The organism is uncultured Tyzzerella sp. (genome assembly GCF_963558545.1).
In the GTDB taxonomy this organism is placed as follows: Bacteria; Bacillota; Clostridia; order Lachnospirales; family CAG-274; genus Tyzzerella.
This window is the reverse complement of the sequence record NZ_CAUWHO010000019.1, coordinates 1-23,885: the sequence shown is the minus strand read 5'-3', so window position 1 is coordinate 23,885 and position 23,885 is coordinate 1. Positions and strand designations below refer to the sequence as shown.

General features: G+C 28.3%; 29 protein-coding genes and 1 pseudogene. 3 read left to right on the top strand and 27 right to left on the bottom strand.

All coding sequences use genetic code 11. The features are described 5' to 3' along the window. Position 1 precedes the first annotated feature (1 nt). The 26 genes from fliP to R5Z65_RS04420 form a co-directional block, all read right to left on the bottom strand. A complete protein-coding gene (gene fliP, locus R5Z65_RS04545; protein ID WP_317367330.1) occupies positions 2-772 on the bottom strand; it encodes a flagellar type III secretion system pore protein FliP in 771 nt (256 codons plus the stop codon). Next, positions 762-1,169, bottom strand: a complete 408-nt coding sequence (locus R5Z65_RS04540; protein ID WP_317367329.1) for a flagellar biosynthetic protein FliO — start codon at positions 1,167-1,169, stop codon at positions 762-764. The genes fliP and R5Z65_RS04540 overlap by 11 nt, the downstream gene beginning before the upstream one ends. A gap of 3 nt (positions 1,170-1,172) precedes the next feature. Beyond that, positions 1,173-1,535, bottom strand: a complete 363-nt coding sequence (locus R5Z65_RS04535) for a response regulator (RefSeq protein ID WP_317367328.1) — start codon at positions 1,533-1,535, stop codon at positions 1,173-1,175. Positions 1,536-1,583: 48 nt separating this feature from the next. Then, complete coding sequence (fliY, locus tag R5Z65_RS04530) at positions 1,584-2,735, bottom strand: flagellar motor switch phosphatase FliY (protein ID WP_317367327.1); 1,152 nt, start codon at positions 2,733-2,735, stop codon at positions 1,584-1,586. A gap of 2 nt (positions 2,736-2,737) precedes the next feature. After that, positions 2,738-3,715 (bottom strand): flagellar motor switch protein FliM, encoded by a 978-nt coding sequence (fliM, locus tag R5Z65_RS04525; protein WP_317367326.1) that lies wholly within the window; start codon positions 3,713-3,715, stop codon positions 2,738-2,740. Between the two features lie 32 nt (positions 3,716-3,747). After that, entirely contained in the window at positions 3,748-4,242 is a 495-nt protein-coding gene (locus R5Z65_RS04520; protein ID WP_317367325.1) for a flagellar basal body-associated FliL family protein, read from the bottom strand. Positions 4,243-4,261: 19 nt separating this feature from the next. Then, complete coding sequence (locus tag R5Z65_RS04515; protein WP_317367324.1) at positions 4,262-5,017, bottom strand: flagellar motor protein MotB; 756 nt, start codon at positions 5,015-5,017, stop codon at positions 4,262-4,264. 11 nt (positions 5,018-5,028) lie between these two features. Then, positions 5,029-5,817, bottom strand: coding sequence for a motility protein A (locus R5Z65_RS04510; protein ID WP_317367323.1), 789 nt, complete (start codon positions 5,815-5,817; stop codon positions 5,029-5,031). Positions 5,818-5,839: 22 nt separating this feature from the next. Then, the gene (locus tag R5Z65_RS04505; protein ID WP_317367322.1) at positions 5,840-6,019 is read right to left on the bottom strand and encodes a flagellar FlbD family protein; all 180 of its coding nucleotides are present in this window, start codon (positions 6,017-6,019) and stop codon (positions 5,840-5,842) included. Between the two features lie 198 nt (positions 6,020-6,217). Then, positions 6,218-7,591 (bottom strand): flagellar hook protein FlgE, encoded by a 1,374-nt coding sequence (locus tag R5Z65_RS04500; protein ID WP_317367321.1) that lies wholly within the window; start codon positions 7,589-7,591, stop codon positions 6,218-6,220. 75 nt (positions 7,592-7,666) lie between these two features. Next, complete coding sequence (locus R5Z65_RS04495; RefSeq protein ID WP_317367320.1) at positions 7,667-8,053, bottom strand: TIGR02530 family flagellar biosynthesis protein; 387 nt, start codon at positions 8,051-8,053, stop codon at positions 7,667-7,669. 14 nt (positions 8,054-8,067) lie between these two features. Further along, the gene (locus tag R5Z65_RS04490; RefSeq protein ID WP_317367319.1) at positions 8,068-9,108 is read right to left on the bottom strand and encodes a flagellar hook capping FlgD N-terminal domain-containing protein; all 1,041 of its coding nucleotides are present in this window, start codon (positions 9,106-9,108) and stop codon (positions 8,068-8,070) included. 9 nt (positions 9,109-9,117) lie between these two features. Continuing rightward, positions 9,118-10,545: a flagellar hook-length control protein FliK gene (locus R5Z65_RS04485; RefSeq protein WP_317367317.1), complete on the bottom strand. Its 1,428-nt coding sequence runs from the start codon at positions 10,543-10,545 to the stop codon at positions 9,118-9,120. A gap of 28 nt (positions 10,546-10,573) precedes the next feature. Then, entirely contained in the window at positions 10,574-11,317 is a 744-nt protein-coding gene (locus tag R5Z65_RS04480) for a hypothetical protein (RefSeq protein WP_317367316.1), read from the bottom strand. A 13-nt stretch (positions 11,318-11,330) separates the two neighbouring features. Next, positions 11,331-11,771: a flagellar export protein FliJ gene (gene fliJ / locus R5Z65_RS04475; protein ID WP_317367315.1), complete on the bottom strand. Its 441-nt coding sequence runs from the start codon at positions 11,769-11,771 to the stop codon at positions 11,331-11,333. Positions 11,772-11,775: 4 nt separating this feature from the next. Beyond that, positions 11,776-13,086 (bottom strand): flagellar protein export ATPase FliI, encoded by a 1,311-nt coding sequence (fliI, locus tag R5Z65_RS04470; RefSeq protein WP_317367314.1) that lies wholly within the window; start codon positions 13,084-13,086, stop codon positions 11,776-11,778. A gap of 14 nt (positions 13,087-13,100) precedes the next feature. Continuing rightward, on the bottom strand, positions 13,101-13,907 hold the full coding sequence (locus R5Z65_RS04465) for a FliH/SctL family protein (protein ID WP_317367313.1): 807 nt from the start codon (positions 13,905-13,907) through the stop codon (positions 13,101-13,103). Next, positions 13,900-14,916: a flagellar motor switch protein FliG gene (gene fliG, locus R5Z65_RS04460; RefSeq protein ID WP_317367312.1), complete on the bottom strand. Its 1,017-nt coding sequence runs from the start codon at positions 14,914-14,916 to the stop codon at positions 13,900-13,902. Before fliG ends, R5Z65_RS04465 begins: the two co-directional genes overlap by 8 nt. Positions 14,917-14,922: 6 nt before the next feature. Continuing rightward, entirely contained in the window at positions 14,923-16,533 is a 1,611-nt protein-coding gene (locus tag R5Z65_RS04455) for a hypothetical protein (RefSeq protein WP_317367311.1), read from the bottom strand. 85 nt (positions 16,534-16,618) lie between these two features. After that, entirely contained in the window at positions 16,619-16,930 is a 312-nt protein-coding gene (locus R5Z65_RS04450; RefSeq protein WP_317367309.1) for a flagellar hook-basal body complex protein FliE, read from the bottom strand. A 17-nt stretch (positions 16,931-16,947) separates the two neighbouring features. Further along, complete coding sequence (gene flgC, locus R5Z65_RS04445) at positions 16,948-17,403, bottom strand: flagellar basal body rod protein FlgC (RefSeq protein WP_317367308.1); 456 nt, start codon at positions 17,401-17,403, stop codon at positions 16,948-16,950. Positions 17,404-17,422: 19 nt separating this feature from the next. Continuing rightward, complete coding sequence (flgB, locus tag R5Z65_RS04440) at positions 17,423-17,803, bottom strand: flagellar basal body rod protein FlgB (protein WP_317367307.1); 381 nt, start codon at positions 17,801-17,803, stop codon at positions 17,423-17,425. Positions 17,804-18,164: 361 nt separating this feature from the next. Then, positions 18,165-18,752 carry a dipicolinate synthase subunit B gene (locus R5Z65_RS04435; RefSeq protein WP_317367306.1) on the bottom strand — a complete coding sequence of 196 codons (588 nt, stop codon included), beginning with the start codon at positions 18,750-18,752 and terminating at the stop codon, positions 18,165-18,167. 161 nt (positions 18,753-18,913) lie between these two features. Further along, positions 18,914-19,051, bottom strand: coding sequence for a FeoB-associated Cys-rich membrane protein (locus R5Z65_RS04430; protein ID WP_317367305.1), 138 nt, complete (start codon positions 19,049-19,051; stop codon positions 18,914-18,916). A 20-nt stretch (positions 19,052-19,071) separates the two neighbouring features. Further along, positions 19,072-21,165 (bottom strand): ferrous iron transport protein B, encoded by a 2,094-nt coding sequence (gene feoB / locus R5Z65_RS04425; protein ID WP_317367304.1) that lies wholly within the window; start codon positions 21,163-21,165, stop codon positions 19,072-19,074. 1 nt (position 21,166) lies between these two features. Further along, complete coding sequence (locus tag R5Z65_RS04420; protein ID WP_317367303.1) at positions 21,167-21,397, bottom strand: FeoA domain-containing protein; 231 nt, start codon at positions 21,395-21,397, stop codon at positions 21,167-21,169. A 228-nt stretch (positions 21,398-21,625) separates the two neighbouring features. Between R5Z65_RS04420 and R5Z65_RS04415 the strand changes: the two genes are divergently transcribed. From R5Z65_RS04415 to R5Z65_RS04405, 3 genes are all read left to right on the top strand, one after another. Continuing rightward, positions 21,626-22,033, top strand: coding sequence for a hypothetical protein (locus R5Z65_RS04415; protein ID WP_317367302.1), 408 nt, complete (start codon positions 21,626-21,628; stop codon positions 22,031-22,033). Positions 22,034-22,059: 26 nt separating this feature from the next. Further along, positions 22,060-22,488 (top strand): DUF2871 domain-containing protein, encoded by a 429-nt coding sequence (locus tag R5Z65_RS04410; RefSeq protein ID WP_317367301.1) that lies wholly within the window; start codon positions 22,060-22,062, stop codon positions 22,486-22,488. Positions 22,489-22,549: 61 nt separating this feature from the next. Then, entirely contained in the window at positions 22,550-22,927 is a 378-nt protein-coding gene (locus tag R5Z65_RS04405) for a metal-dependent transcriptional regulator (protein ID WP_317367299.1), read from the top strand. A gap of 263 nt (positions 22,928-23,190) precedes the next feature. On the opposite strand, the pseudogene R5Z65_RS04400 reads toward R5Z65_RS04405, so the two are convergent. After that, positions 23,191-23,394 (bottom strand): annotated as a pseudogene (locus tag R5Z65_RS04400) (transposase); the annotation flags it as partial. Positions 23,395-23,885 lie beyond the last annotated feature (491 nt).

Below are 23,885 nucleotides of genomic sequence, written 5' to 3'. Positions count from 1 at the left end.
CTTATCCTGTAAATGTTTTTACAATACTACCAATAATTAAATTCCAACCATCTATCATTATAAAAAATATTATTTTAAATGGTGCAGATATTAAAGCTGGTGGCAACATCATCATACCCATTGCCATAAGAACAGATGACACTACCATATCTATAACTATAAAAGGTATATATATAATAAATCCTATTATAAAACCTTTTGTAATTTCACCTAATATAAACGATGGTATTAACACTGAGCTTGGGACATCTTCTATATTATCATAAGATTCTATCCCAGATAACTCTGTAAATAATTTTAAATCCTTATCACTAACTTGAGTAAACATAAATTCTCTTATAGGCTTCATAGATTCATCTATAAATTGTTGTTGAGATATTTCCCCTTGAGAATAAGGAGTAAATGCATTTTCATTTATTTGTTTTATAGTAGGCGACATTATAAATATTGTTAAAAATAATGCTATCCCTATAAGTACTTGATTAGGTGGTACTTGTTGTGTACCTAAAGCATTCCTTAAAAAATGTAAAGATATAATTATCCTTGTAAAAGAAGTAAGCATTATTATTATAGAAGGTGCTAACGTTAAAACTGTAAATAATACAATTAATTGTATAGATGAAGCTACTCCACCTTCTGTATTACCACCTACATTAATGCTAATATCTGGCAAGATATTATTTGCAAAAACAGTATAGGAGGTAAATATTATGCCAAAAAAAGTAATAGCTAAAAAGCTTGTCAACCTAGCTAAATTCTTTTTATTCTTCATATTTACCTCCTTTTTTGTCCTTTTTATTTATATTATTTATATATTGTTTAAATTGTTTTTCAAAAGGTATCACATTAATGTTGTTATCGCTTATAATTAAATCTTCTCCATTTATTTCTGATAATATTCTAATACCTTCTTTTGAAGAACTAATTAAAAAATATTGCTTATTAACTTTTATAATATGAATGTTATTAAATCCTATAGATATTGTTTCTATAACTTTCATATTATTTTTCTCCATAGTTTTTATCTTTGCTCCCGCTATAAATTTTGTAGAATAATATGCTAAAAATATAACTGCAACAAACACAAAAATAAGAAATATAAGCTGAAAAGCCATTTCCAAAAAATTTGTACTTTGGCTTTTCTCTGCTAAATTAGCTAATATTATCATAAATTATCCTATTACCTTCTTAACGGCTTCTAAAACTCTATCCGGTTGGAAAGGCTTAACTATAAAATCTTTAGCACCTGCCTGAATAGCTTCTATAACCATTGCTTGTTGTCCCATAGCAGAACACATAATTATTAAAGCATTAGCATCTTCGCCTTTTATAGCTTTAGCTGCTTCTATACCATCCATCTCTGGCATAGTAATATCCATAACAACTAAATTTGGTTTAAGTTCTTTATATTTTTCTACAGCTTGAGCCCCATTCTCAGCTTCCCCAACTACATTATAACCATTTTTTGTGAGAATATCTTTTAACATCATTCTCATAAAAGCAGCATCATCAACTAAAAGTATATTATTCGACATTTTATTACACTCCTTAATAATAATTTTTTAATATATATAATTATATTTTTATATTCTTTCTTCAGTACTTATAATATCTGTAACTCTAACACCGAAGTTTTCATCTATAACAACAACTTCTCCTTTGGCTATAAATTTACCATTTACAAGTATGTCTATAGGCTCTCCAGCTAATTTGTCAAGCTCTATAATTGTACCTGGATTAAACTCCAGTATTTCTTTAATAGGTTTTCTTGTTCTACCAAGCTCTACTGTAACTTCTAATGGTACATCTCTAATAATAGTAATATTTTCTTTTTGTTGAGCAAGTTCATTCATATCAAAGCTTTGGAACTGTGCTGGTTGTACATTTACATTATCATGTATAATGTTACTTGATTGTGTAGTTTGTGGCATAACCATTTGCGGTGCTGGTTGTGGCGCAGGCTGTGGTGCTTGTTTAACAGATTGTTGAACTGGTGCTGGTGCTGGTGCTGGTGCTGGTTGTGGCACAGGCTCCTTTTGTTCTAACTGTTGAGCTTCATTCACCGTAAGTTTTTCTATAATACTTTCTGCAAATGGTATTGGTAGCAACTGCATTATTTCACTATCAATTAAATCTTGTACTACCATTCTAAAAGAATTGCACACTAAACTTTCATCTAAAAAAGAAATCTCTTCAAAAAATGTATCATCATCAAATGTTAAAATAAAAGCTTGTGGTGTATCAATATCTATTTTGTATCCTAACATAGACGATAAAGATGTAGATGAAGACCCAACCATTTGGTTCATAGCTTCAGATATAGCACTTAAATCTAAATCTGTAAGTCCTTCATCGTCTAAAGACACCTTGCCATCGCCTCCCATCATAAGGTTAGCGATTATTTTTACGTCTTCTTGTTTTAATATAAGTAAGTTAGAACCTATTAATCCTACTTTATAGTTTATCTTAAGACCTACACAAGGCTTATCATATTTGCTAGATAACTCCTTTGGATTAACCATACTAACTGTAGGTGTAGATATTTCTACCTTATGGTTTAAAAGAGCCGATAAAGTTGTGGCAGCTGTACCCATACTTATGTTCCCAACTTCACCTAAAATATCTCTATTTGCATCTGTTAATATTTCACCTAAACTAGAATTATTACCTTCATTTGTAGCTACACTATCGCCTAGCAACGCATTTATTTCTTCTTGCGAAAGCATATCGCTCATTTTTATTCCCCCTTCCTAATAATAGAAGTTATTTGTATAGCATTCTTGCCTTTATTTACACCAGGCTTAGCATAAAATTTTGTTAATTCTCCAACTTTAACTTTAAAATCAGATGTTACATAAGAATCAAGTGGTATTACATCTCCAACTTGAATATTTATAAACTCATCAACTGTAATATTGGTTTTACCAACTACAACAGATACTGGTATTCTAGCCTCTTCTAAATGTTTTTCAACAAAAGGTCTATACTGTCCATCATTGTTTTCATCTACACTTGAGAACCAATGCTTAGTATTTAAATTACCCACTATAGGTTCTATAACAATATAAGGTATACAAAAATTCATTAACCCTTCTACATCACCAACTTTTATACTTAAAGTTACTAAAGCAACCATTTCATTAGGCGACATAATTTGTGCAAATTGAGAATTAGTTTCAAGTCGTTCCAATCGTGGGTGTACCTCACAAACCTGTTTCCAAGGTTCTTCTAACCTACTTACAACATTCTCCATTATTTTGGTTAATAAAGTAACTTCTATTTCTGTAAAATCTCTAGTTTTACTTATAGTTTCACCTGTTCCACCAAGTATTCTATCTATCATAGAATATCCTATAGTTGCTGATAAATCTAATATAATTGACCCTTTAAAAGGATTAAAATCTATTATATTAAGAACAATAGGATTTAGTAACGAATTGTTAAATTCTCCATACGTTACTTGCTCAGAGCTTACAACCTCTATTGTAGTAGTAGTTCTTAAATATCCTGTTAAAAAAGAAGATGATACTCTGGCAAAATTGTCAAATATAATTTCAAGAGTTCTTAATTGTTCTTTACCAAATTTAGATGGTCTGGCAAAATCATAAATACTTACTTTCTTTTCATTTACAGGTGCTTGTTCTATGACATCATCACCACTAGCCATAGCATTAAGCAAATTGTCTATCTCCTCTTGAGATAAAATTTCGCTCATCTTTATATCACCTACCCTTAAAATATTTTATATTATTGGAAAAGAATCTCATCAATATACACATCTACTATAAGATTTGTTTCAAAAGTTTCTTTTAATTTTAATAATATTTCATCCTTAAGAACACTTCTTGCATCTGTAGATTTTAACTCTTCATAAGTTTTATTCCAACAAATACCTATTACTATATCTTTTATAACAGTCCTTTGTAAATCTAAAGTAGTTAAAAGCTTTTCTGCATCTTTAGCATTGTCTTTACTAGCATTTACACCTAAATTAACACTTAATTTTATTACATGTTCTTTTTTATCTGGCCCTTCTAATAAATTTGTTATTATAGGTTCTCCTAGCGGAAATGTTTTTATATCTTCCACTGACACCATTTGCTCAACAACTATTTTATTGTCTGTTCCATCATTAGCTTTGTTCATAGCCTTATAGAGAAAAACAAAGCCAACAGCAAATAAAACTAATAACGCTACTAATAATATTATTATTAATACCATTCCCATTTTATTCTTTCCCATTTTATTATCCTCCTTAATATTATAGTTCATTATTGTAATATTTACTAATTACCTTTATTTCTACTCTCCTATTAATAGCTCTATTTTCTGAAGTATCGTTAGGTGCTTTAGGTTTATATTCTCCATAACCTTCTGTAGATATTCTATCTGGAGAAAAACCTTTATTATTTGTAAAATATGTAGCTACTGATATAGACCTAGCTGCCGATAAATACCAGTTATTAGGAAATCTAGGTGTGTTTATAGGCATATTATCTGTATGTCCTTCTATTTTTATATGATTATCTGGATACTTTAATAGTTCATCAGCAACCTTTGATAGTATATCTTTAGCCTCTTCTTTTAAATCAGAACTACCACTTTCAAACAAAATACCGTCTTTAAAGTTTAATGTTATATACCTATCATTCTTTTCTACTTCTATTTTATCCTGTAAGTCATTTTCTGCGAAATAAGTTTTAAAATTTTCAGCCATATTATCCATTTCTTCTTTGCCTTTATTTTCAAATTCTTTATCAGAATTTCCTTCAACTTTAGGCATTGAAATAATACCATTACCTAAAGCCTCTAGTATAGACGTGGAACTTGTTGTCATTACACTTATCTTATTGTTAGAAAACGAAGACGCTATTTGTTTAAACTTCTCAGCATCAACACTAGACGAGGCAAACATAAGAACAAAGAAACACAATAACAAGGTAACCATATCACCATATGTTCCCATCCATTCGGCAAGACCTTGTTTTATTTCTATTTTTTTCTCTTTTTTAGCCATAAAATCAACCCCTATTCACTGTCCCCTTCACCAAATTCACTTCTAAGAGTTGGTGATATGAAAACTTTAAGTTTTTCTTCTATGATACGAGGGTTTTCTCCTGCTGCAACAGATAATATACCTTCTATAGTAACTTCTTTTACTAACATTTCTTGTTTACTATAAAATTTCATCTTATTTGCAACAGGTGATGATATCCAGTTTGCAAATAATGAACCATAAAATGTAGTTATTAAGGCAACCGCCATTTTAGGCCCTATAGATGAAGGGTCATCCATATTTTGAAGCATTATAACAAGTCCTATAAGTGTACCTATCATACCCCAAGCAGGAAACTGGGACGCCATAAGTTCCCAAACTCCTATGTTATCCTTATGCCTATCTTCTATGTAGGCCATTTCTGTTTCTAACACATTTCTTACTAATTCCTGGTCTGTACCATCAACTACAAGCATTATGCCTTTTCTTAAAAACGGGTCCATATCTACGGATTTGTCATCAAGAGCTAGCAACCCTTCTTTTCTTGCAACATTAGCAAGTTCTATTACATCTTTTATAGCAGCTATTGGGTCAATAGTTTCTGGCTTCAATATTTTGTTAACACTTTTCATAGCATTTACAAATTTAGGCAATGGATAAGAAGCTATAACGGCAGACATAGCCCCCCCAACTGTTATCATAAAAGATGGTGCATCCAAAAAGCTAACTACTGCTCCTATATTCATATCACCTGCTAAGAATATAGATATTAATGTAAAGCCAATACCTGCTACTAAACCTATAATAAAACCTAGTTCCATTTTATTTTACTCCCCTCTAAACTTATTTTAGACTTTTTTTATATGTAATAATCTTATCTATAATATCATCAACTGCTTCTTTAACTATAATCTTTCTACCAGTAGTTAATGTTATTGTCGTATCTGGTGTTTCTTGCATAATTTCTATATAATCACTATTAACAACTATTTCTATATCATTTAATTTAGTCAAAACAATCATAATATACGCTCTCCTAAATGAAAGTATTTTTTTATATTTCTATCCTATTAATATACACTATTTTCAACAATTTCTCAAGTATTTTTTTAATTATTTTTGATTATTTTTAATTATTTTCGATTATTTTATACTCTTTTTAAACATTAGTATATAGCTTTTAAAATATATTAAAAGCTATATACTACATTACCCTATAGTCTATCTTTTTAAGTTTACTAGTTCTTGTATCATTTCATCACTTGTTGTTATTATTCTAGAGTTAGCTTGGAACCCTCTTTGTGTAGTTATCATTTCACTAAATTCGTAAGATAAGTCTACATTAGACATTTCCAATGCTCCACCTTGTAATCTAGAGCCTATAGAACTAGCCTCAAAGCCTATACCATCAAACTCACTAGAGTTACCTGTTTCTTTATAAAGGTTACTACCAGCTTTTTCAAGTCCCGCAGGATTTCTAAAATTAGCAAGAGGTATTTGAGATAAAATTTTTGTTTCTCCATTAGAATATGAACCTCTAATAACACCATTTGCATCTATAGAATATCCAGTCATAGTACCTGATGTATTACCATCTTTTGTTTCTGATGTAACATTAGCTTTTGAGTTAAATTGAGTTACTTTATCAAAATTTACACTTAAAGTTTTATTAGGTAATTCCCCACCTAAGTTAGCATCTACTAATTGACCATTTTGAACCTTTTTAAGTTGTGCTAAATCAATATTCTCTATGCTTATGCTTTTAGACCCTGCAGCCCCTGCCTGCTCTAATGTTCCATCTGCATTAAATTTTAATTTTGCTGGATTTGGATTTAATGTTAGATTAGCAGGTGCCAAATACATTTTTTCACTTCCATTAACAGTAACCTCAATATTGCCACCTTGTGCTGCATCTGTAGGTATAGTTAAAGTCCACTCATTTGGAGTATTCGGGTCTTTTTCAAACTGTACGTTTATAACGTATTTATTACCTTGGCTATCGTAAAATGATATTGTATTTTTTTGTGTTGAATTTGTTGTTTGGTTAAAGTTACCTGTAAATTCTATACTTGTTGTAGCTTTTGCAGGAGAATAAGAATTATTCCCTTCATATATATTTATAGGCGTAACGTTATCTTTAACTACTTTTTGTTTACCTGGATTATCTGGGTCATCTATAGCTTTCCAACCACAAACATTAAATCCATTTGGGTCTACAAGGTTACCTTTAGCATCTACTTCAAAAACACCTGCTCTAGTAAAAGAAAACCCTGTTGCATCTTTAACAATAAAGAAACCATCACCATCTATCATAAGGTCACTACCATAGTCTGTTCTTTGAGCAGCACCTTGCCCCATAACATTAACTATACTACCTACATTAGCACCCATACCTATTTGTTGAGGATTTATACCCCCTCTATCTTGATTGGCAGAACTAGCAGAACTTAATGTTTGGTTAAAGCTATCTTTAAAAGAAGCTGTAGATCTTTTAAAACCAACTGTATTAATATTTGCAATATTATTAGATATAACATCCATTTTAGTTTGGTGTACTCTCAGACCAGAAACGCCTGAGTACATACTTCTCATCATAATTTTTTCCTCCTTATATGTGCTGTTTTTTCTTATCTGTCATTCAAAGAAAATCGGCTTCCTAAAGGTCCAGCCTTAAACTATAACAGCACCATCTATATTGGTATATACTTTTTCAATGTTGTTATCTATTGCCGTAACAACTGTTCTATTTTTTATACTTACCAAAAGTGCTATATTGTCAACCAAAACAAGAGAATCTTTTATACCTTTTTCTTCTGCTCTTTTTATACCGTCTTCTACTCTTTTTATTTGAGAGTTAGATAACTGTAAATTTCTAGAATTAAGCCTCATAGAAGCGTGCTTAGAAAAAGATACATTAGTACTTTCATACTTGTTTTCCAAAATTTCTTTAAAAGTTTTAGCACTTTTATTATTTAAGGTCTTATTAACTGTAGGGTCAGATTTTTTAACTGCATTTACTAAATTTGGATTTATTAAATTATTATTTATTATAGCCAAAAAATCACCACCTACTATTTAATATTTTTATAAGAAACTTCTTTGCCATCTACCTGTAAATAAACTTTCTTATCTCTAATAATTACACCATCTACTTTACCAGTAACTTCATCTGCTGTTACTTGTTGTCCTACAAGAGAAATGGAGCTTACTAAAGAACCTATATCTTCTACTTCTATCTCTTTGTCACTACCTTGTACTTTAACAAATATTTTATTATCTTTTAATAAAATATCTTCTATAGAGCCACTTATAGTTTCTTCTCCATCTTTTCCTATAGCAGCATTTATCTTAGAGCCTATTAATAATGTATTTTCAGAAACAGAAACAACTTCACCTAAGTATACATCTCTACCATTAACACTTAGTACAGGAATACCTTCTACAAACTTGACAAAGTCTACTTTACCCTCTACATATCCAACAGGGTTTAGCTTATCATCAACCCTGATACCTTGTATAGTCTTACCAATCAATCCCATAGCTTGAGATACCATAGCAGAATTATCACCAAAGTCTACATCTTGTACTCTAGTAATATCCTCGTATGGAGCAGTTTTATCCCCAAGGTTTAGATATGGCTTACCATTAACTATATCAACAGATTGAACTACACCATAAATCATTTCATATTGCCCTGTTTGCTCGTTTCTAGTTTCCATAAATACGCCTTTACCAATAGTTCCAAAAGCTTGAGCATTTGTCATAGTTTGATTTAAGTTTTGCATTTGTTCTAATGCTGTAAATTGTGCTGTTTGTGCAATAAACTCTGTATTATCCATTGGCTGCAACGGGTCCTGATATTGTAACTGTGTAACCAAAAGTTTTAAAAAGTCCTCTTTACCAAGTTGAGTTTTTACTTCTCTAATATTACTAGGATTTTTTATTTCTCCACCATTTTCTGGTAACCCAACAATAGGTCCTGAGGTGTCCTTTTCTTTACTAGTTTCTTTTGATTTAGTGTTAGAATTAGTTTTAGCTATATTTTGGTTATTAGATGTACTTTTATAATTAGCCATATTAAAAATATTATTATTTATCGTATTATCCATCATATCACCTCTTTATATAGAATAATTAACTTGAGAATCCATAATATGTTCTTCTTTTATTTGGTTTTGTTGGTTTAACTCTTCTTTATTTAAGATACTTTCTATCAAGTTGTTTACTCTTTTTTCGCTTTTTTCAGAATTTTGTTCAAACATATTGTATGTAGTTTCTTCTTCATTATTAGATACGTTTACTTCTAATGCTCCAACATCTACCCCTTGTTCTGATAACATATCTCTAAGTTGATTAAAGTTAGATTCTATTATTTCTTTTACTTTTTGATTTTCGGCAATAAACTGAGCTGTAACTATTCCATTTTGAGTAGCTATTTTAAGAGAAACTTCACCTAGTTGCTCTGGCTTTAATAACATTTTAACTTCAGAAATATCTGGTTTAATAGAAAATTTTATTTTTTCCATTATTTGAGCAACAACATCACTTGTGTTAATATTTTTTAATACTTGTGTTTTAGGCAATGATAAGTTTAAAGTTCTTGTACTATTGCTAACTTCTGAGATTGAAAAAACTCCTTGTTTATTATTTTGCTCTGCAACTTTTTCAACAATTTTTTCTTCAAAAAGTGAGCTTTGGTTATTATTTTTACTATTTTCTTGATAATATCCAGCTCTTTCATTGTTTGTTTTAATTTCTTCTGCCTTTCCATTAGTATCTAACTGTCCTAAATCTTCTAATGATTTATCACCATCGATACCTAATTCAACTTTTGTTTGTAACCCATTATTTAGCATATTTTTATTTTCTATATTTTTTTCAATAGAACCATTCAATTCTTCTAATAATTCAGATATTTTTTGTTGAATATCAGAATCTTTAGAGCTTAATAATGTTATATCTTTTAAATTATTTCCTTGTATAATGTCATTTATTTTATCCTTAATACTTTCGTCTATAGCCATAATATCTGTATAGTCAATATTTTTTGCTATATCTGTTATATTTTTCATAATATCTTTAATGTTATCCATAGATAAAAGTTCTACAGGACTTTCTGTATTAAATACATTTTGTAAAAAGTTAATTAAATTTTCAGAATCTTGTAACATTGAAATAGATAATGATAAACTAGACAATATGTCCATTATTTTATCTGATGATATTCCTAAAGTATCTGAAAGCTTATCTAAAGAGTCCTTATCTATAACAATAACTTTTTCTTTGTCTTCTAAAGGCTCTTTTTTATCTACTTTTACATCATCTTTGACTACTGATTGTTTGTCCTTAGGCCTATCTAATGGTTTGTATTTATCATTATATTTACTATAACTTTTGTCTGCTTTTACTTTATCCTTTTTTACATTAGATGTTTTGTTCTCAACTTTTTCTAAAACTTCATTAAAGTCGCTAGATGTTTTATTTGTACTAATCATATTGTTAGTAGTTTTATTTGTTAATTGATTTAAAAACATACTTGTTAATTCCACTTATTTTCACCTCCTTTCAAATATTTTACTATTGTATTGGTGCTAAAAGCTTAGAGCAAGATGCTGCATTTTTAGGGTCCATAGCACTTAATATTTCACTTCTCTTATCACTAGATACATTTTCCAATATAGTTATGACTAAATCCATATCTGTTATAATAAGCTCTTCTAATATAGTTGCCACTGCATCTTTTTTCATAGTTTCAAAAGTCTGTATATATCCCTTAAACTTTTTATCAGTAACTTCCTTATTTATAGCTTGCTTATATAGTTCTTCTGCATTTTCTGGAGCTATAGATTCATAAAATGTAGAGTACGCTTTAGGGTCATTTAAAGCTATCATTTTATCAAATTCTTCTTTTTCTGCTTTAAATTGTAATTGATTTTGTTCAAATTCTTTTAATCTTGTTATTTCGTCATTAAGACCTTCTATCTCCTTTGTTAAAGAATCTATTATATGTTGCTTTTCATCTACAACTTCATTCTCTGTTTCATTTTCTGTATCTGTTTCTAATGGAGGCAGTAAATTTTTTATAATAGGTATTCTTTCCAACCCTGGCCTTAAATATTTATCTCTAATATTGCCTACATTTAAACTTATAAGAGTAACAGGCATAGCTATTATAATGACTAATATTATAAACTTTACCAAACAACCACCTTTTTTATTTTTCTTTGGCAAATCTTCTATATCGTCATCTTCTTCTAACTCTTCGTCTATTAACTCTAGCTCTTCTTGCTCATTTTTTACTTTTTTATTTTTTTTTGCCATATAAACCTCCAAGCTAAGCCTTATTATATTTATAACTAACTATTTCATCAATATCTTTTTGTTCTTTTTTAATTTCTTCTTTAAAATAATTTTCTTTTTCTTTTTCTTTTAAGGCTTCTAAAACTTTTCTTTCCTTCATAGCCTCTAATAAAGCTAACCTTTTTTCTTCTACCACTTCTTTAGCTTTTTCAATATTTTGTATTTGCTCTGCTATTTTTTTATCTATAAGACTTATATATTTATTAATATTACCAATATAATTTGGCTTAACACCGTTATTAATACTTTCTCTAAAGCTTAATATATTTTTTTGTTTTTTACTTTCAAGGTTTAAAAGTATATTTTTTTCTTGTTCTAATTTACTTAGTGCCTTACCATATTCTGTTTTGCTTTGTTCTTCTAGCTTTTCTTTAATATTTAAAAGCCCTTGCATATTAAATATAAATTTAGCCATATTACTATTCCTCTAAAATTTTAATCATTTGTTGGTCAACTTCTTCTAATGAAAAGCTATCTTCTGTAGACTGTGTTAAAAACTCTAATATAGGTTTTCTTTTTGATATAGCCATATCTATATCCTCATTACTTCCAGAAACATATGCACCTACATTAATAAGGTCTTCCGCTTCAGAATAAGTACCCATAAGTTTTTTAATTTCAAAGGCATTTTTTTTATGCTCTTTTGTAACTATATCACTCATAACACGAGATACACTTGCTAATACATCTATTGCTGGATAATGGTTTTTGTTTGCTAATTTTCTTGAAAGTACAATATGCCCGTCTAATATACCCCTTGCTGTATCTGTAACTGGCTCTGTTAAATCATCACCATCAACTAATACTGTATAAAGTCCTGTTATAGAACCTTTATCAGAATTTCCTGCTCTTTCTAAAAGTTTTGGCATAATAGAAAAAACAGAAGGTGTATATCCTCTAGAAACGGGTGGTTCGCCTATGGCAAGTCCCACTTCCCTTTGAGCCATAGCATACCTTGTTAAAGAGTCCATAAGTAATAAAACATCATTACCTTGCTCTCTAAAATATTCTGCTATAGATGTTGCAACTTGTGCTGCTTTAAGCCTTACTAAAGCTGGTTGGTCTGATGTAGCTATAACAAGTACAGAACGTTTAAGGCCTTCTTCTCCAAGGTCTTTTTCTATAAATTCTTTAACCTCTCTACCACGCTCGCCTATTAATGCTATAACATTAATAGATGCGCTAGTATTTCTAGCTATCATACCCATAAGTGTACTTTTCCCAACACCAGAACCTGCAAATATACCAACCCTTTGTCCTTTACCTATAGACAAAAGTCCATCTATAGCCTTAACACCTAGTGATAGTTGTTCTTTTATACGGCTTCTTGACAAAGGGTCTGGTGGAACATTTGTTGTAGATACTTCGTTTAAAGCTTCTATTGGCCCTTTATGGTCCATAGGTTCTCCTAGTCCGTTTAATACCCTACCTAATAAATTGTTAGATACTTTAACATTAAGAGGATAGTCAAACCCTTGCACAATACTACCAAGTCCTACCCCTTCTATATCTCCATAAGGCATTAGTAATATCTTTTTGTCCTTAAACCCTACAACTTCTGCTAATACACTTTTGCCATCTTTAGTATTTATCTTACAGCAATTTCCAATACTAACATCTGGTCCATCGGCTTCTATTGTAAGCCCAACAACTCTTGAAACCTTACCTAATTTTCTAACATAGTCTTTTTCTAATATATATCTATATTTATTTATATTTACATTAAACATAATTTCACCTTATTTTAATTTAATATATAATGTAAAGCTTCTTTTACAGATGAAAGTTGTTCATCTATATTACATTGTATAGTACCTACTTCTGTTTCTATTACACAATCTGTATCTTTTAGTGACGTATCTTTTATTATTTCTATGTTGTTTTTTTCTGTATCTATTTCAAGTATATTTTGTTTATTTTCTTCTACAAAACTGTAATTACTCTCCGATACAAAAATTTTCAAATTTTTTATTTCTTTAATAGAAAGCAGTCCTTTTTTTATAAGTAATGATATAATGTTAGGATTAAATTTAAAAGAATTAGTTAATATATTTTTTGTTGTATCCAAAATAAAGTTTATTATTTCAGATTCTAAATTATTAATTGTATCTTCTCTTTCTTTTTTTGTATTATTAAGGATATCTTGTGCCTCTTGTCTTATTGCTTGGCAATCATTTTCAGCTTTTTCAACACCTTCTTGATAACCTTTATCTAATCCCTCTTTATACATTACCTCTGCTTTTATATTCATCTCTTCTTGAGCTTTTCTTTTTATATCATTTGCATCTATATTAGCTTTTATTTTTGCCTCTTCTATTATCAAATTGGCTTCTTCATTAGCTTGTTCTATTATTTTTCGCTTTAGTTCATTAAGTTCTTCTTCTATTTTTTCATTATATATATCATTAGAATTTTTTTCCAATTCTTCATTTTCTATATACTGTTCTTCTGCTAATATTTGCTCTTCTTTATTAGTTACAGGATTAAATGTATTGTCTATAACAACACTATTATCAATAGTTATATAAGATGCTTTTAATACCCTAGACAATTACATCATCTCCTCCACCTCTAGCAATAACAATTTGGTTTGTTTCTTGAAGTCTTCTAACAACATTAACAATTTTTTGTTGTGCTTCTTCAACATCTGTTCTTCTAACTGGTCCCATAAAGTCCATATCTTCTTTTATCATAGATGCTAAACGTTTAGATAAATTGTTAAATATAAGTGCTTGTAACTCTTCTGTAGCCCCTTTAAGAGCTGTAGCAATGTCTTTTTGGTCAATATCTTCCCTAAGAACAACTTGTATAGATCTATTATCAAGAGATAATAAGTCTTCAAATACAAACATTTTCTTTTTAATTTCTTCAGAAAGTTCAACTTCTTCTGCTTCAAGAGTATCCATAATGTTTTTCTCTGTATTTCTATCAACAGAATTAAGTATTTCTACGATAGCATCTATACCTCCAACATCTGTATACTCTGCTGTCATAAGAGTAGATATTTTCTTTTCAAGAGCAATTTCTACTTCTTTTATAATATCTGGATTTGTTCTATCCATTATAGCAACTCTTCTAGCAACATCTGCTTGTTTTTCTGGTGCTAAAGATGATAAAATTTCCCCTGCTTGCATTGGCTTTAAATAAGATAATATTAAAGCTATTGTTTGAGGGTGTTCATTTTGTATAAAGTTTATAACTTGTGTAATATCATCTTTTCTAATGAAATCAAACGGTCTAACTTGTAAAGAAACTGTAAGTTTAGATATAATTTCGTTTGCTTTATCATCTCCAAAAGAACGCTCTAGAAGTTGCTTAGCATAGCCTATACCACCTTCAACAATATACTTTTGAGCAATACATACTTGATAAAACTCTTCTAGCACTTCTTCTTTTACTTCTGGTAATATAGCATTAAGGCTAGCTATTTCAAGAGTTAAAGCTTCTATTTCTTCTTCTTTAAGATGTTTAAATACCTTTGCAGACTTTTCTGGTCCTAAACATACCAATAACATAGCTGCTTTAGTTTTGCCTCTATATTCTTCTAATAAGCTAGACATATTTTATCACTCCCATTCATCATTAAGCCAATTTCTAAGAAGTTGAGCTGCTGCTTCTGGATTTTCATCTATAAAGTCTTCAATCTTAAGTTTAAATTCAGATTCAACTTCATTAATACCCGCAAGTTGCTCTGCAACTTCTTCATCTTCCCTTTTATTAGTTGCTATAAGGTCTTCTATAGATATTTCTGGTTCAATCTCTTCAATTTCGTCTGGTTGAGCCTTTTTAATAAGACCAAGAGCAAGTAAAGCTATTAATATAACTAAAATTATTAATACTATTATTTGTTCTACTTTTATAGGTTGTTTAACTTTATCTATAAATATTTGTTTTTCATAGCCTGTAAGAGTTACACTATCTATGCCTGTCCCAGTTTTTATAGTATCTAAAAGTTCTTGGTCCATAGCTATTAAAATAGGTTTATTATTTTGTTCTTTAAATTGCTCCCAGCTAAGGTCTTTATTTATAGTTTTATTTTTTATTAAATCTGCCTCGTTATAATATTTATATTTATAAACTGTAACGGCAACAGATGATTCTTCTGGTACAAAGCTACCACCAGAAATTTCTTTTAATTGCTCATTTTCATTATAGCCATATTCTGTTTCTTTATTAGCCCCATCATAAGTACCTGTATTGTTGCCACCCATAGCATAGTTTGTTGGTGTTTTATCATTAGATTCTATGCCTGGCTCTGCACCTACTTGTCCATTTACAACGCTTTCTGTTTGTTCTTTCTGTTTTTTAGGAACTCCAACCGTAGCATCTGCAACAGGAGGTGTTAACACAAGGTTTCTTTCTTGCACTTTATCCCAATCAAACTTAACGCTAGATATAACTTTAACTTCGTCATACAAAGGCTTTAATGCATCTTGTATTTTAGTCTCTATTTCAACAGTTTTATTTTTTTCTATTTCCTCTTTTTTAGAATGACTAATACCATTACTTTCTTTACCAGAATATAGCATTTTACCTTTTGTATCTGCTATTGTAACATTTTCAATTTTAACACCCTCTACACTACTAGCAATAAGGTTTGCAATTGTAATACCTTGTTCTTCCGTAAATGTATTATCTACATTAAGAGTAACCCCTGCACTAGCTTCTTTTTTATTATTGTTAAATATAACTGTATCTTCCGGTAAAGCTAATTTAACACTAGCTTCTTTTACATTTTCAAAACTTTCTATAAGTTGTTCCATTTCAGCTTCTTTTAATCTTTGATATTGTTGTTTTTTATCATTTTCTGTCATACCTATATCAATATTAGCAGAAACATCATCAAATGTTAAACCTTCTTTACCTATATCACTACTAGCAATAAGTATTTTAGCCCTACTTTCGTCCTTCTCCAATACTTCTATACCAGTACCCCTATCTAGTAATTTATTTTTCACCTGATTATCATTTAGTATTTGTTCTATTCGCCCTATAGTTTCTGGGTCTGCATTAGATTTCAAAACAATCCACTGAGGTTTGAAACTAATATATAATAAAAGTCCTAGTATAACTATAAGTCCAATAGCAATAATAACTATTTTTTTTCTTAAACTTTTATCTATATTTCCCCATTTTTCAGCAATTTTAGCTTTATAACTTAATAGTTTTTCATGCATATTCACACCTCATATAAGTATTTTGTGTAAAACAAAATATAATGTATTATCATACAAATAATTTGTTATTTATATTTTATATTACCTAAATGGCAATCCTCATAATTTCTTGATAAGCTGTTAATATTTTGTTTGTTACTTGTGATGTAAACTGTATAGCAGAGTTAGCTCTAGATTGAGCCATAGAAAGTGCTATCATATCATCAGATTTTCCTGTTATAAAATCTATCTGTTTTTGTTCTACATCTTTTTGAATAACGTTTGTTTCATCTAGTAGATTAACTGCTTGGTCGAAAAATTTACTAAAAGGGTCTGTTTTTGACATTTTATCTACATTAACATCTGTTGTAAATTTTAGTCCATTCCCTATTGCCTGTATATTATTTTCTATAAGCATTATTTATCCCCCTATAACTATTTACCTATTTCCAACGTCCTATTTATCATACTTTTAGTAATATTTATTGCAGTAATATTAGCTTCATAAGCACGATTAGCAGAAATCATATTAACCATCTCTTCAACTACATTAACGTTAGGTTTTTCTACATACCCATTTTCATCTGCATCTGGATGGTTAGGGTTGTATTCTTTAATCCCCTCTGTATTATCCACTGCTATTCTATCTACTTTAACACCAGATATACTGTCATTATTAGCATTATTGTTTAATGCTGTATTAAACATATGTCTAAAAGTGTTTTTATCATTAGATATTTCTTTAAAGATAACAGTTTTTCTTTTATAAGGCCCACCCTCTGCTGTTCTTGTTGTATCTATATTAGTCATATTTTGGCTTATTATATCCATTCTTAAGCTTTGTGCTGTAAGCCCTGTTGCACTCGTATTTAAACTATCAAAAAACGACATAATTTATCCTCCTAAATAATTATTTAAACGTAGTATATACAATGTTAGTTCTATTGGAATTAGAAAGAACACTGTTTACTATAAAATCATATCTTGTTGAGTTCTTGTAAAATTCTATCATCTCTGTTTCTATATCTATACTATTACCATCAAGAGTTGTGCTATTTTGTTTTGTAGTTACTTTTAAACTAGGCATAACTTTATCCATATGATTTACACCTGTTTCTTTAGTTTCTTCTATTGCTCTAGAAAGAGCAGTTTCAAAATTTACTGTCTTGCTTTTATAATTAGGCGTGTCTATATTGGCCATATTATTTAATATAACTTGATTTTTATATTGTGTAGCCTGCATAGCTGTTTCTAATATTCTATTTTGTGTAAATAATTTGTCAAAAACCATAATCAACTCTCCTTTATCTTTCATATTTTAACTTATTTCTTTAAAAAAGTAAAGTTTTTTTTATATGTATTTTTTATATTAGTTACAATAAATACATATCATTAAGTATTCTTATTAAGTATATTTATTAGCTTATTTTATATTTTTTATAAATTTTCGACAAATATTATTAATTGTATGTGCATAATTCCCTAAAATATTTTTACTGTTGTAATTATTTGTATTGTATATGTAATTATTTATAACTTTTTTATTAAATTCGACAAATTTTTTATTTTATTATTATTTATTTTGTTATAATAAAATTATTTTTATAATGATATATTAAAATAATAGAGTATAAAATATACTCTATTATTTTTTAATTATATTCTTTTAATATTGGCTGTAACTGTTGTCCTCTTAACGCATTATATATAGTTTCTGGTATTTTGTCAAAGTGAGCCACAATAGATTTAGGTTTTTTAATGTAATCATCTTGACCAAAAGGAACAAAGTATATATTTTTTTTATTTATCATACCAGCTATATTCTCCATATTAGCTCCTAAAGCATCATTTGTAGATATTGCTATTATAACAGGCTTGTTGTTTCTTATATGTGCCTTACTAGCCATTAAAACGGGTGTGTCACATATACCATTATTCATTTTTGCTATAGTATTTCCTGTACAAGGTGCTATTATAAATACATCTAAAAAATTTTTAGGTCCTAATGGTTCTGCCTGTGCTATAGTTTTTATAATTTTATTACCAGTTATTTTTTCTACTTCTTCCATAAAATCTTCTGCTTTTCCAAATCTTGTATCTATTTGTTGAGAATTAAAAGAAAAAACAGGATAAACATTAGCCTTTAATTCTACAAGTCTTTTTATTTGCTCGATAGTCTGCTCAAATGTACAAAAAGAACCCGTTAACGCATATCCTATATTAACCCCTTCAAAATCCATTTTATCACCTCCATACTTAATAATATGAAGTATAAAAAAATAAGTTACAATTTAATTGTAAAAATGAATTTTTTGAATAATATATATTAAAAACCATATATTTACATAAATTTATATAAATAAAAGGCTATTAAAGTTTTACCTTTAATAGCCTTTTATTCTTAATGGTGATTGCAACCAGAACAACCATTACTGTTTCCACAACCACAACATTTACCTTTTTTCTTATCTTTTACTATTTTTATAATAGCAAGTACAAAAAGTAATATTATTATACCTAAAATAATATATGTTACCAAAAAATCACCTTCTTAATAAATTAATGTTTACTTTTTCTAAACATCATATAAAGGGTAAATATTACAACTAATATAGCTAATATTGGCCCAATGCCAAACCCTGCACCTAACATTAAGTTACCCAATTGGTATATAACAAAAGCAACAAGATACGCAAGTAAAGTTTGATACCCTATAGCTATAAATGTCCATTTCCAGTTACCCATTTCTCTTTTTATAGCACCAATAGCAGCAAAACAAGGTGCACATAGCATATTAAATGCTACAAAAGAATATGCACTTACTGTTGTAAATAGAGAAGATATTTGAGCTATTAAGCCTGCATCTGTTTCTGTAATTTCTTCACCTAAGCCTAATAACACCCCATAAGTACTAACTAATTGCTCTTTAGCTACAAGCCCATTTAATGTAGCAACAGTTGCCTGCCAGTTGTTAAAGCCTAAAGGAGCAAATATAGGTGCTACCATTTTACCTATTGTAGCTAATATACTATCTTCTACATCTACCATAGTAAATGAAAAATTAAATCTACTTAAAAACCATACTATAACAGACATAGCAAATATTACTGTTCCTGCTTTAATAATAAATGCTTTTACCCTATCCCACATATGCCTTAAAACTGTTTTTACAGAGGGTATGTGATATTTAGGTAATTCCATAATAAATGGAGATGTATCTCCACTAAAAGATTTTAATTTTTTAAGTATTAAGCCAGATATTAATATCATAGCAATACCTAAAAAATATACAGATGGACCAATTAAAGGATTTTTAGGAAATAATGCTGCCCCAAAAAGTGCTATAACTGGTAATTTAGCTCCACAAGGGATAAATGTAGTAACCATTACTGTTATTTTTCTATCACGTTCATTTTCTATAGTCCTAGATGCCATAATACCAGGAACTCCACAACCTGTACTTATAAGAACAGGTATAAAAGATTTGCCAGATAACCCTACTTTTCTAAATATTTTATCCATAACAAATGCAATCCTTGACATATATCCGCAGTCTTCTAGTAAAGATAAAAAGAGGAACAAAATAAACATTTGAGGTACAAAGCCTAATACAGCTCCAACCCCTCCTACTATACCGTCTATAATAAGGCTATTTAACCATTCTGCTACATTTAAGCTTCCTAAAACTTCTTCTACAAAGCCATTAACATATGTCCCAAAAAATACATCGTTAGTCCAGTCTGTAACCGTTGTTCCAATAGTTGTTACAGATATATAATATATCAAAAACATAACACCAAAAAATATAGGTAGTCCTAAATATTTATTAGTTAAAATATTATCTAATTTTGTAGATATACTATTACTTTCATTAGATTTTCTAGAAACTATTTGAGATGTCAAATCTGTTATATATTTATATCTTTCATTTATAATTATACTTTCACTTTCATCATCAAATTCTGTTTCTATTTGTTTTATTATATTATCTATTTTATTATATTCATCTTCTGATAAATTTATTTTTTCTAAAACTTTTTTATCTCTTTCAAAAATTTTTATACTATACCATCTTTTATCTTTATCTATATGTATAGTATCTTCTATTTGAGATAAAACATCTTCTATTTTTTCAGAAAATATATCTAAATTTTTATTTGTATCCTTGTTTACAATTTCTAAAGCTTTTTCTATAAGTATATTTAAACCATCACCCTTTAAGGCTGATGTTTCTATAATAGGACACCCAATAGCTTTTGATAGTTTAGAAACATCTATTGTTTCTCCATTCTTTTTAACAATATCCATCATATTAAGTGCAATTATTGTAGGTATACCCATTTCAATAACTTGTGTTGTAAGGTATAAATTTCTTTCTAGGTTAGAAGCATCTATAATATTTATTATAACATTTGGCTTTTCTTCCATAATATAATCTCTTGTTATAACTTCTTCTAATGTATACGGAGATAAAGAATAAATTCCTGGCAAGTCTACAATATTTACATCTTTTTTATTTTTAACTGTACCAGATTTTTTTTCTACTGTAACCCCAGGCCAGTTACCTACATATTGGAAACTACCTGTTAAATTATTAAACATAGTTGTTTTACCACAGTTTGGGTTGCCAACCAAACCAATATTTATAGCCATTTTATTCACACTCCTCCACTAGTATTATCTTTGCGTCTTCTTTCCTTATTGTAAGCTCGTACCCTCTTACAGATATTTCTATAGGGTCTCCTAATGGAGCTGTTTTTCTAAGAAAAATATTGGCATCTTTTGTTATACCCATATCCATAATACGTCTTTTAAGAGCACCTTCTCCAACAACTTTTATAACTTTTACATTTTTACCAATTTCTATTTGGCTTAGTTCTTTCATAGTTACTACCCCTTTATAAATTTAGTACTAATAAACCACCCAATATTTATTAGCTTTAGCTAACTTAATTTTAGCTCTACTAACATATTTTGTCAATAAAAATTTTTATATATCAAAATATAAAAAATTATCTTTTAACATTATTAATTTCTTTACAATAATTATCTATTAATATATAATTAACATTGTCTATAATTTTAAAATATATTAATTTTTAGGAGGTTAGCTATGAAAGTTAAAAAACATACATTATTATTAATAGCAAGCTTTATTTGGCTTATAGCAGGATTTAACGTTTTAAGAATAGGTATAGTTACCTATAAGGATTATATAAGTATATTTAATATAGTATTATCTCTAGCAGTTTTTTCAATGTTTTGGTTTATGGTATTTAGTAAACTAGTTTTTAAGCATACCAAAAGGATAAATAATTTTACAGAAGATTTACAGTTTTTCCTTAATGTTTTTGATAAAAAATCTTTTATTATTATGGCCTGTATGATAACTTTTGGTATTTTAATAAGAATATTACATTTAGCACCAGACGTGTTTATTGCAGTTTTTTATTCTGGCTTAGGCTCAGCATTATTTTTAGCAGGCTTATTGTTTGGGTATAACTATTTTAAAACTAAATAAATTTATACTTTTAAGGAGAAAAACTTATGAAAAAATTAATTAATATTTCATTTATTTATTTTATCTTAGCAATGATTTCTGGTGTATTTTATAGAGAGTTTACAAAATTTTTTAACTTTACAGATAAAACAACATTATCTTTTACACACTCACATTTATTAACACTTGGCACAGTATTATTTTTAATACTTTCATTATTTTCTATAAACACAGATTTATTAAGTCATAAAAAATTTAAAACATTTTTAAGGTTTTATAATATATCATTACCTTTTATGATTATTATGATGATTATAAGAGGGGTAATACAAGTTTTAAATGTTAATATATCCTCTGGTGCTAACGCTGCTATATCTGGTATGGCTGGTATAGCACATATGCTAATGTTAGTATCCTTTATTATTTTATTTGTAATATTAAAAAACACAAATGTTGATAGAAACAATAAACAATAAACTTGAAAATTTAATTATTATATGATATTATAATCTAAACTATTATAAGTGAGGTGTTTTAATGAAAATACAAGAATCTGGTGAAAACTACCTAGAAACTATTCTTGTTTTGCAAAAAAGAAACGGTATAGCACGCTCTGTAGATATAGCTAATGAACTTAACTTCTCTAGAGCTAGCGTTAGTAGAGCTATGTCCTTATTAAAAGCCTCTGGGTATATAGAAATAGGGAATATAAATCAAATAATGCTAACAGAAAAAGGAAAAGAAATTGCTGAAAATATATATGAGAAACATTGTATATTAAAAGAATTTTTAACAACTATAGGTGTTGATGTAGACGTAGCAGCTGAAGATGCTTGCAAAATGGAACATATAATAAGCGAACAAACATTTAATTGTCTAAAAGAAACCCTTGAAAAGATAAAAAATAAAAAATAAAAAATAAAAGGTATATAATATATACCTTTTATTTTTTATTTAACAATATATAAAAACACTATACATATATCAAAAATTAAATTTATATATAATTTAAGCTTAAAAATTTAAAGGTTGTTTGTCAATAGTTGAGGCTATTTTTTTTAATTACTCGATATTAATAAATAATTTTTTTATCAATTATTTTTTCATTGTTAAGTTTTACTAATAAATCTATTATAATTCTTTACTCATTAGATTTATTAGTATTTTTTATTTAGTTATTTTAAAATATGATTTTCCATTTCTAATTGTTTAACTTTTTTTCTTAATTCAATAAGTTCATTTTCTTCTTTAGTTCCATTATCTTTAGCCTTAAATGAGCCTGTTTTATTATAGTTGTTTATCCATATGTATAATTCACTACTAGATATGTCATATTCTTCCATTATTTAATTTGCTGATTTGCCATTATTATATAATTTTATAACTTGTTCTTTAAATTCTTCTTAGTATCTCATATCTTAACCTCTTATTCTATTTATTATTTTATTATATCATATTTTTAACACTCTCCCATATTTTTTTGTATACTTTAGTATAACCTATACATAAAGTATAACTTCTGTTCTATTTTCTTTTTTCACTATTTCAGGTGTTATTTTTAAATTCATTCATATTTCCACTCCTAAAAAATTGCACAAACAAAAAAAGTTGTATAATGTTTAGCTTTAGTGATTTTTTTCACTGCCACTAAATACATTATACAACCGTTTTTTATTTATATTTTTTTATAATTATTTTTTAATTTATAGAAACTTAATATTTAAATAAAAAATTAATAAGCTTAATTAATATAAATTTTAAGATTTAATAAATTATATTTCTGTTTTTAACTTTAATCTACTTCTATTACTAAATCTAATAAGTGTGGGTATAATACAGGTAGTATATTCTTAACATTAAAATTATACTTATA

Excerpts from the sequence above, each read along its gene's own strand:
- fliP (WP_317367330.1), bottom strand. The coding sequence starts at position 772 with ATGAAGAATAAAAAGAATTTAGCTAGGTTGACAAGCTTTTTAGCTATT.
- R5Z65_RS04540 (WP_317367329.1), bottom strand. The coding sequence starts at position 1,169 with ATGATAATATTAGCTAATTTAGCAGAGAAAAGCCAAAGTACAAATTTT.
- R5Z65_RS04535 (WP_317367328.1), bottom strand. The coding sequence starts at position 1,535 with ATGTCGAATAATATACTTTTAGTTGATGATGCTGCTTTTATGAGAATG.
- fliY (WP_317367327.1), bottom strand. The coding sequence starts at position 2,735 with ATGAGCGATATGCTTTCGCAAGAAGAAATAAATGCGTTGCTAGGCGAT.
- fliM (WP_317367326.1), bottom strand. The coding sequence starts at position 3,715 with ATGAGCGAAATTTTATCTCAAGAGGAGATAGACAATTTGCTTAATGCT.
- R5Z65_RS04520 (WP_317367325.1), bottom strand. The coding sequence starts at position 4,242 with ATGGGAAAGAATAAAATGGGAATGGTATTAATAATAATATTATTAGTA.
- R5Z65_RS04515 (WP_317367324.1), bottom strand. The coding sequence starts at position 5,017 with ATGGCTAAAAAAGAGAAAAAAATAGAAATAAAACAAGGTCTTGCCGAA.
- R5Z65_RS04510 (WP_317367323.1), bottom strand. The coding sequence starts at position 5,817 with ATGGAACTAGGTTTTATTATAGGTTTAGTAGCAGGTATTGGCTTTACA.
- R5Z65_RS04505 (WP_317367322.1), bottom strand. The coding sequence starts at position 6,019 with ATGATTGTTTTGACTAAATTAAATGATATAGAAATAGTTGTTAATAGT.
- R5Z65_RS04500 (WP_317367321.1), bottom strand. The coding sequence starts at position 7,591 with ATGATGAGAAGTATGTACTCAGGCGTTTCTGGTCTGAGAGTACACCAA.
- R5Z65_RS04490 (WP_317367319.1), bottom strand. The coding sequence starts at position 9,108 with ATGATGGATAATACGATAAATAATAATATTTTTAATATGGCTAATTAT.
- R5Z65_RS04480 (WP_317367316.1), bottom strand. The coding sequence starts at position 11,317 with ATGGCAAAAAAAAATAAAAAAGTAAAAAATGAGCAAGAAGAGCTAGAG.
- fliJ (WP_317367315.1), bottom strand. The coding sequence starts at position 11,771 with ATGGCTAAATTTATATTTAATATGCAAGGGCTTTTAAATATTAAAGAA.
- fliI (WP_317367314.1), bottom strand. The coding sequence starts at position 13,086 with ATGTTTAATGTAAATATAAATAAATATAGATATATATTAGAAAAAGAC.
- fliG (WP_317367312.1), bottom strand. The coding sequence starts at position 14,916 with ATGTCTAGCTTATTAGAAGAATATAGAGGCAAAACTAAAGCAGCTATG.
- R5Z65_RS04455 (WP_317367311.1), bottom strand. The coding sequence starts at position 16,533 with ATGCATGAAAAACTATTAAGTTATAAAGCTAAAATTGCTGAAAAATGG.
- R5Z65_RS04450 (WP_317367309.1), bottom strand. The coding sequence starts at position 16,930 with ATGCTTATAGAAAATAATATACAGGCAATAGGGAATGGACTAAAATTT.
- flgC (WP_317367308.1), bottom strand. The coding sequence starts at position 17,403 with ATGTCGTTTTTTGATAGTTTAAATACGAGTGCAACAGGGCTTACAGCA.
- flgB (WP_317367307.1), bottom strand. The coding sequence starts at position 17,803 with ATGGTTTTTGACAAATTATTTACACAAAATAGAATATTAGAAACAGCT.
- R5Z65_RS04435 (WP_317367306.1), bottom strand. The coding sequence starts at position 18,752 with ATGGATTTTGAAGGGGTTAATATAGGATATGCGTTAACGGGTTCTTTT.
- feoB (WP_317367304.1), bottom strand. The coding sequence starts at position 21,165 with ATGGCTATAAATATTGGTTTGGTTGGCAACCCAAACTGTGGTAAAACA.
- R5Z65_RS04420 (WP_317367303.1), bottom strand. The coding sequence starts at position 21,397 with ATGAAAGAACTAAGCCAAATAGAAATTGGTAAAAATGTAAAAGTTATA.
- R5Z65_RS04415 (WP_317367302.1), top strand. The coding sequence starts at position 21,626 with ATGAAAGTTAAAAAACATACATTATTATTAATAGCAAGCTTTATTTGG.
- R5Z65_RS04410 (WP_317367301.1), top strand. The coding sequence starts at position 22,060 with ATGAAAAAATTAATTAATATTTCATTTATTTATTTTATCTTAGCAATG.
- R5Z65_RS04405 (WP_317367299.1), top strand. The coding sequence starts at position 22,550 with ATGAAAATACAAGAATCTGGTGAAAACTACCTAGAAACTATTCTTGTT.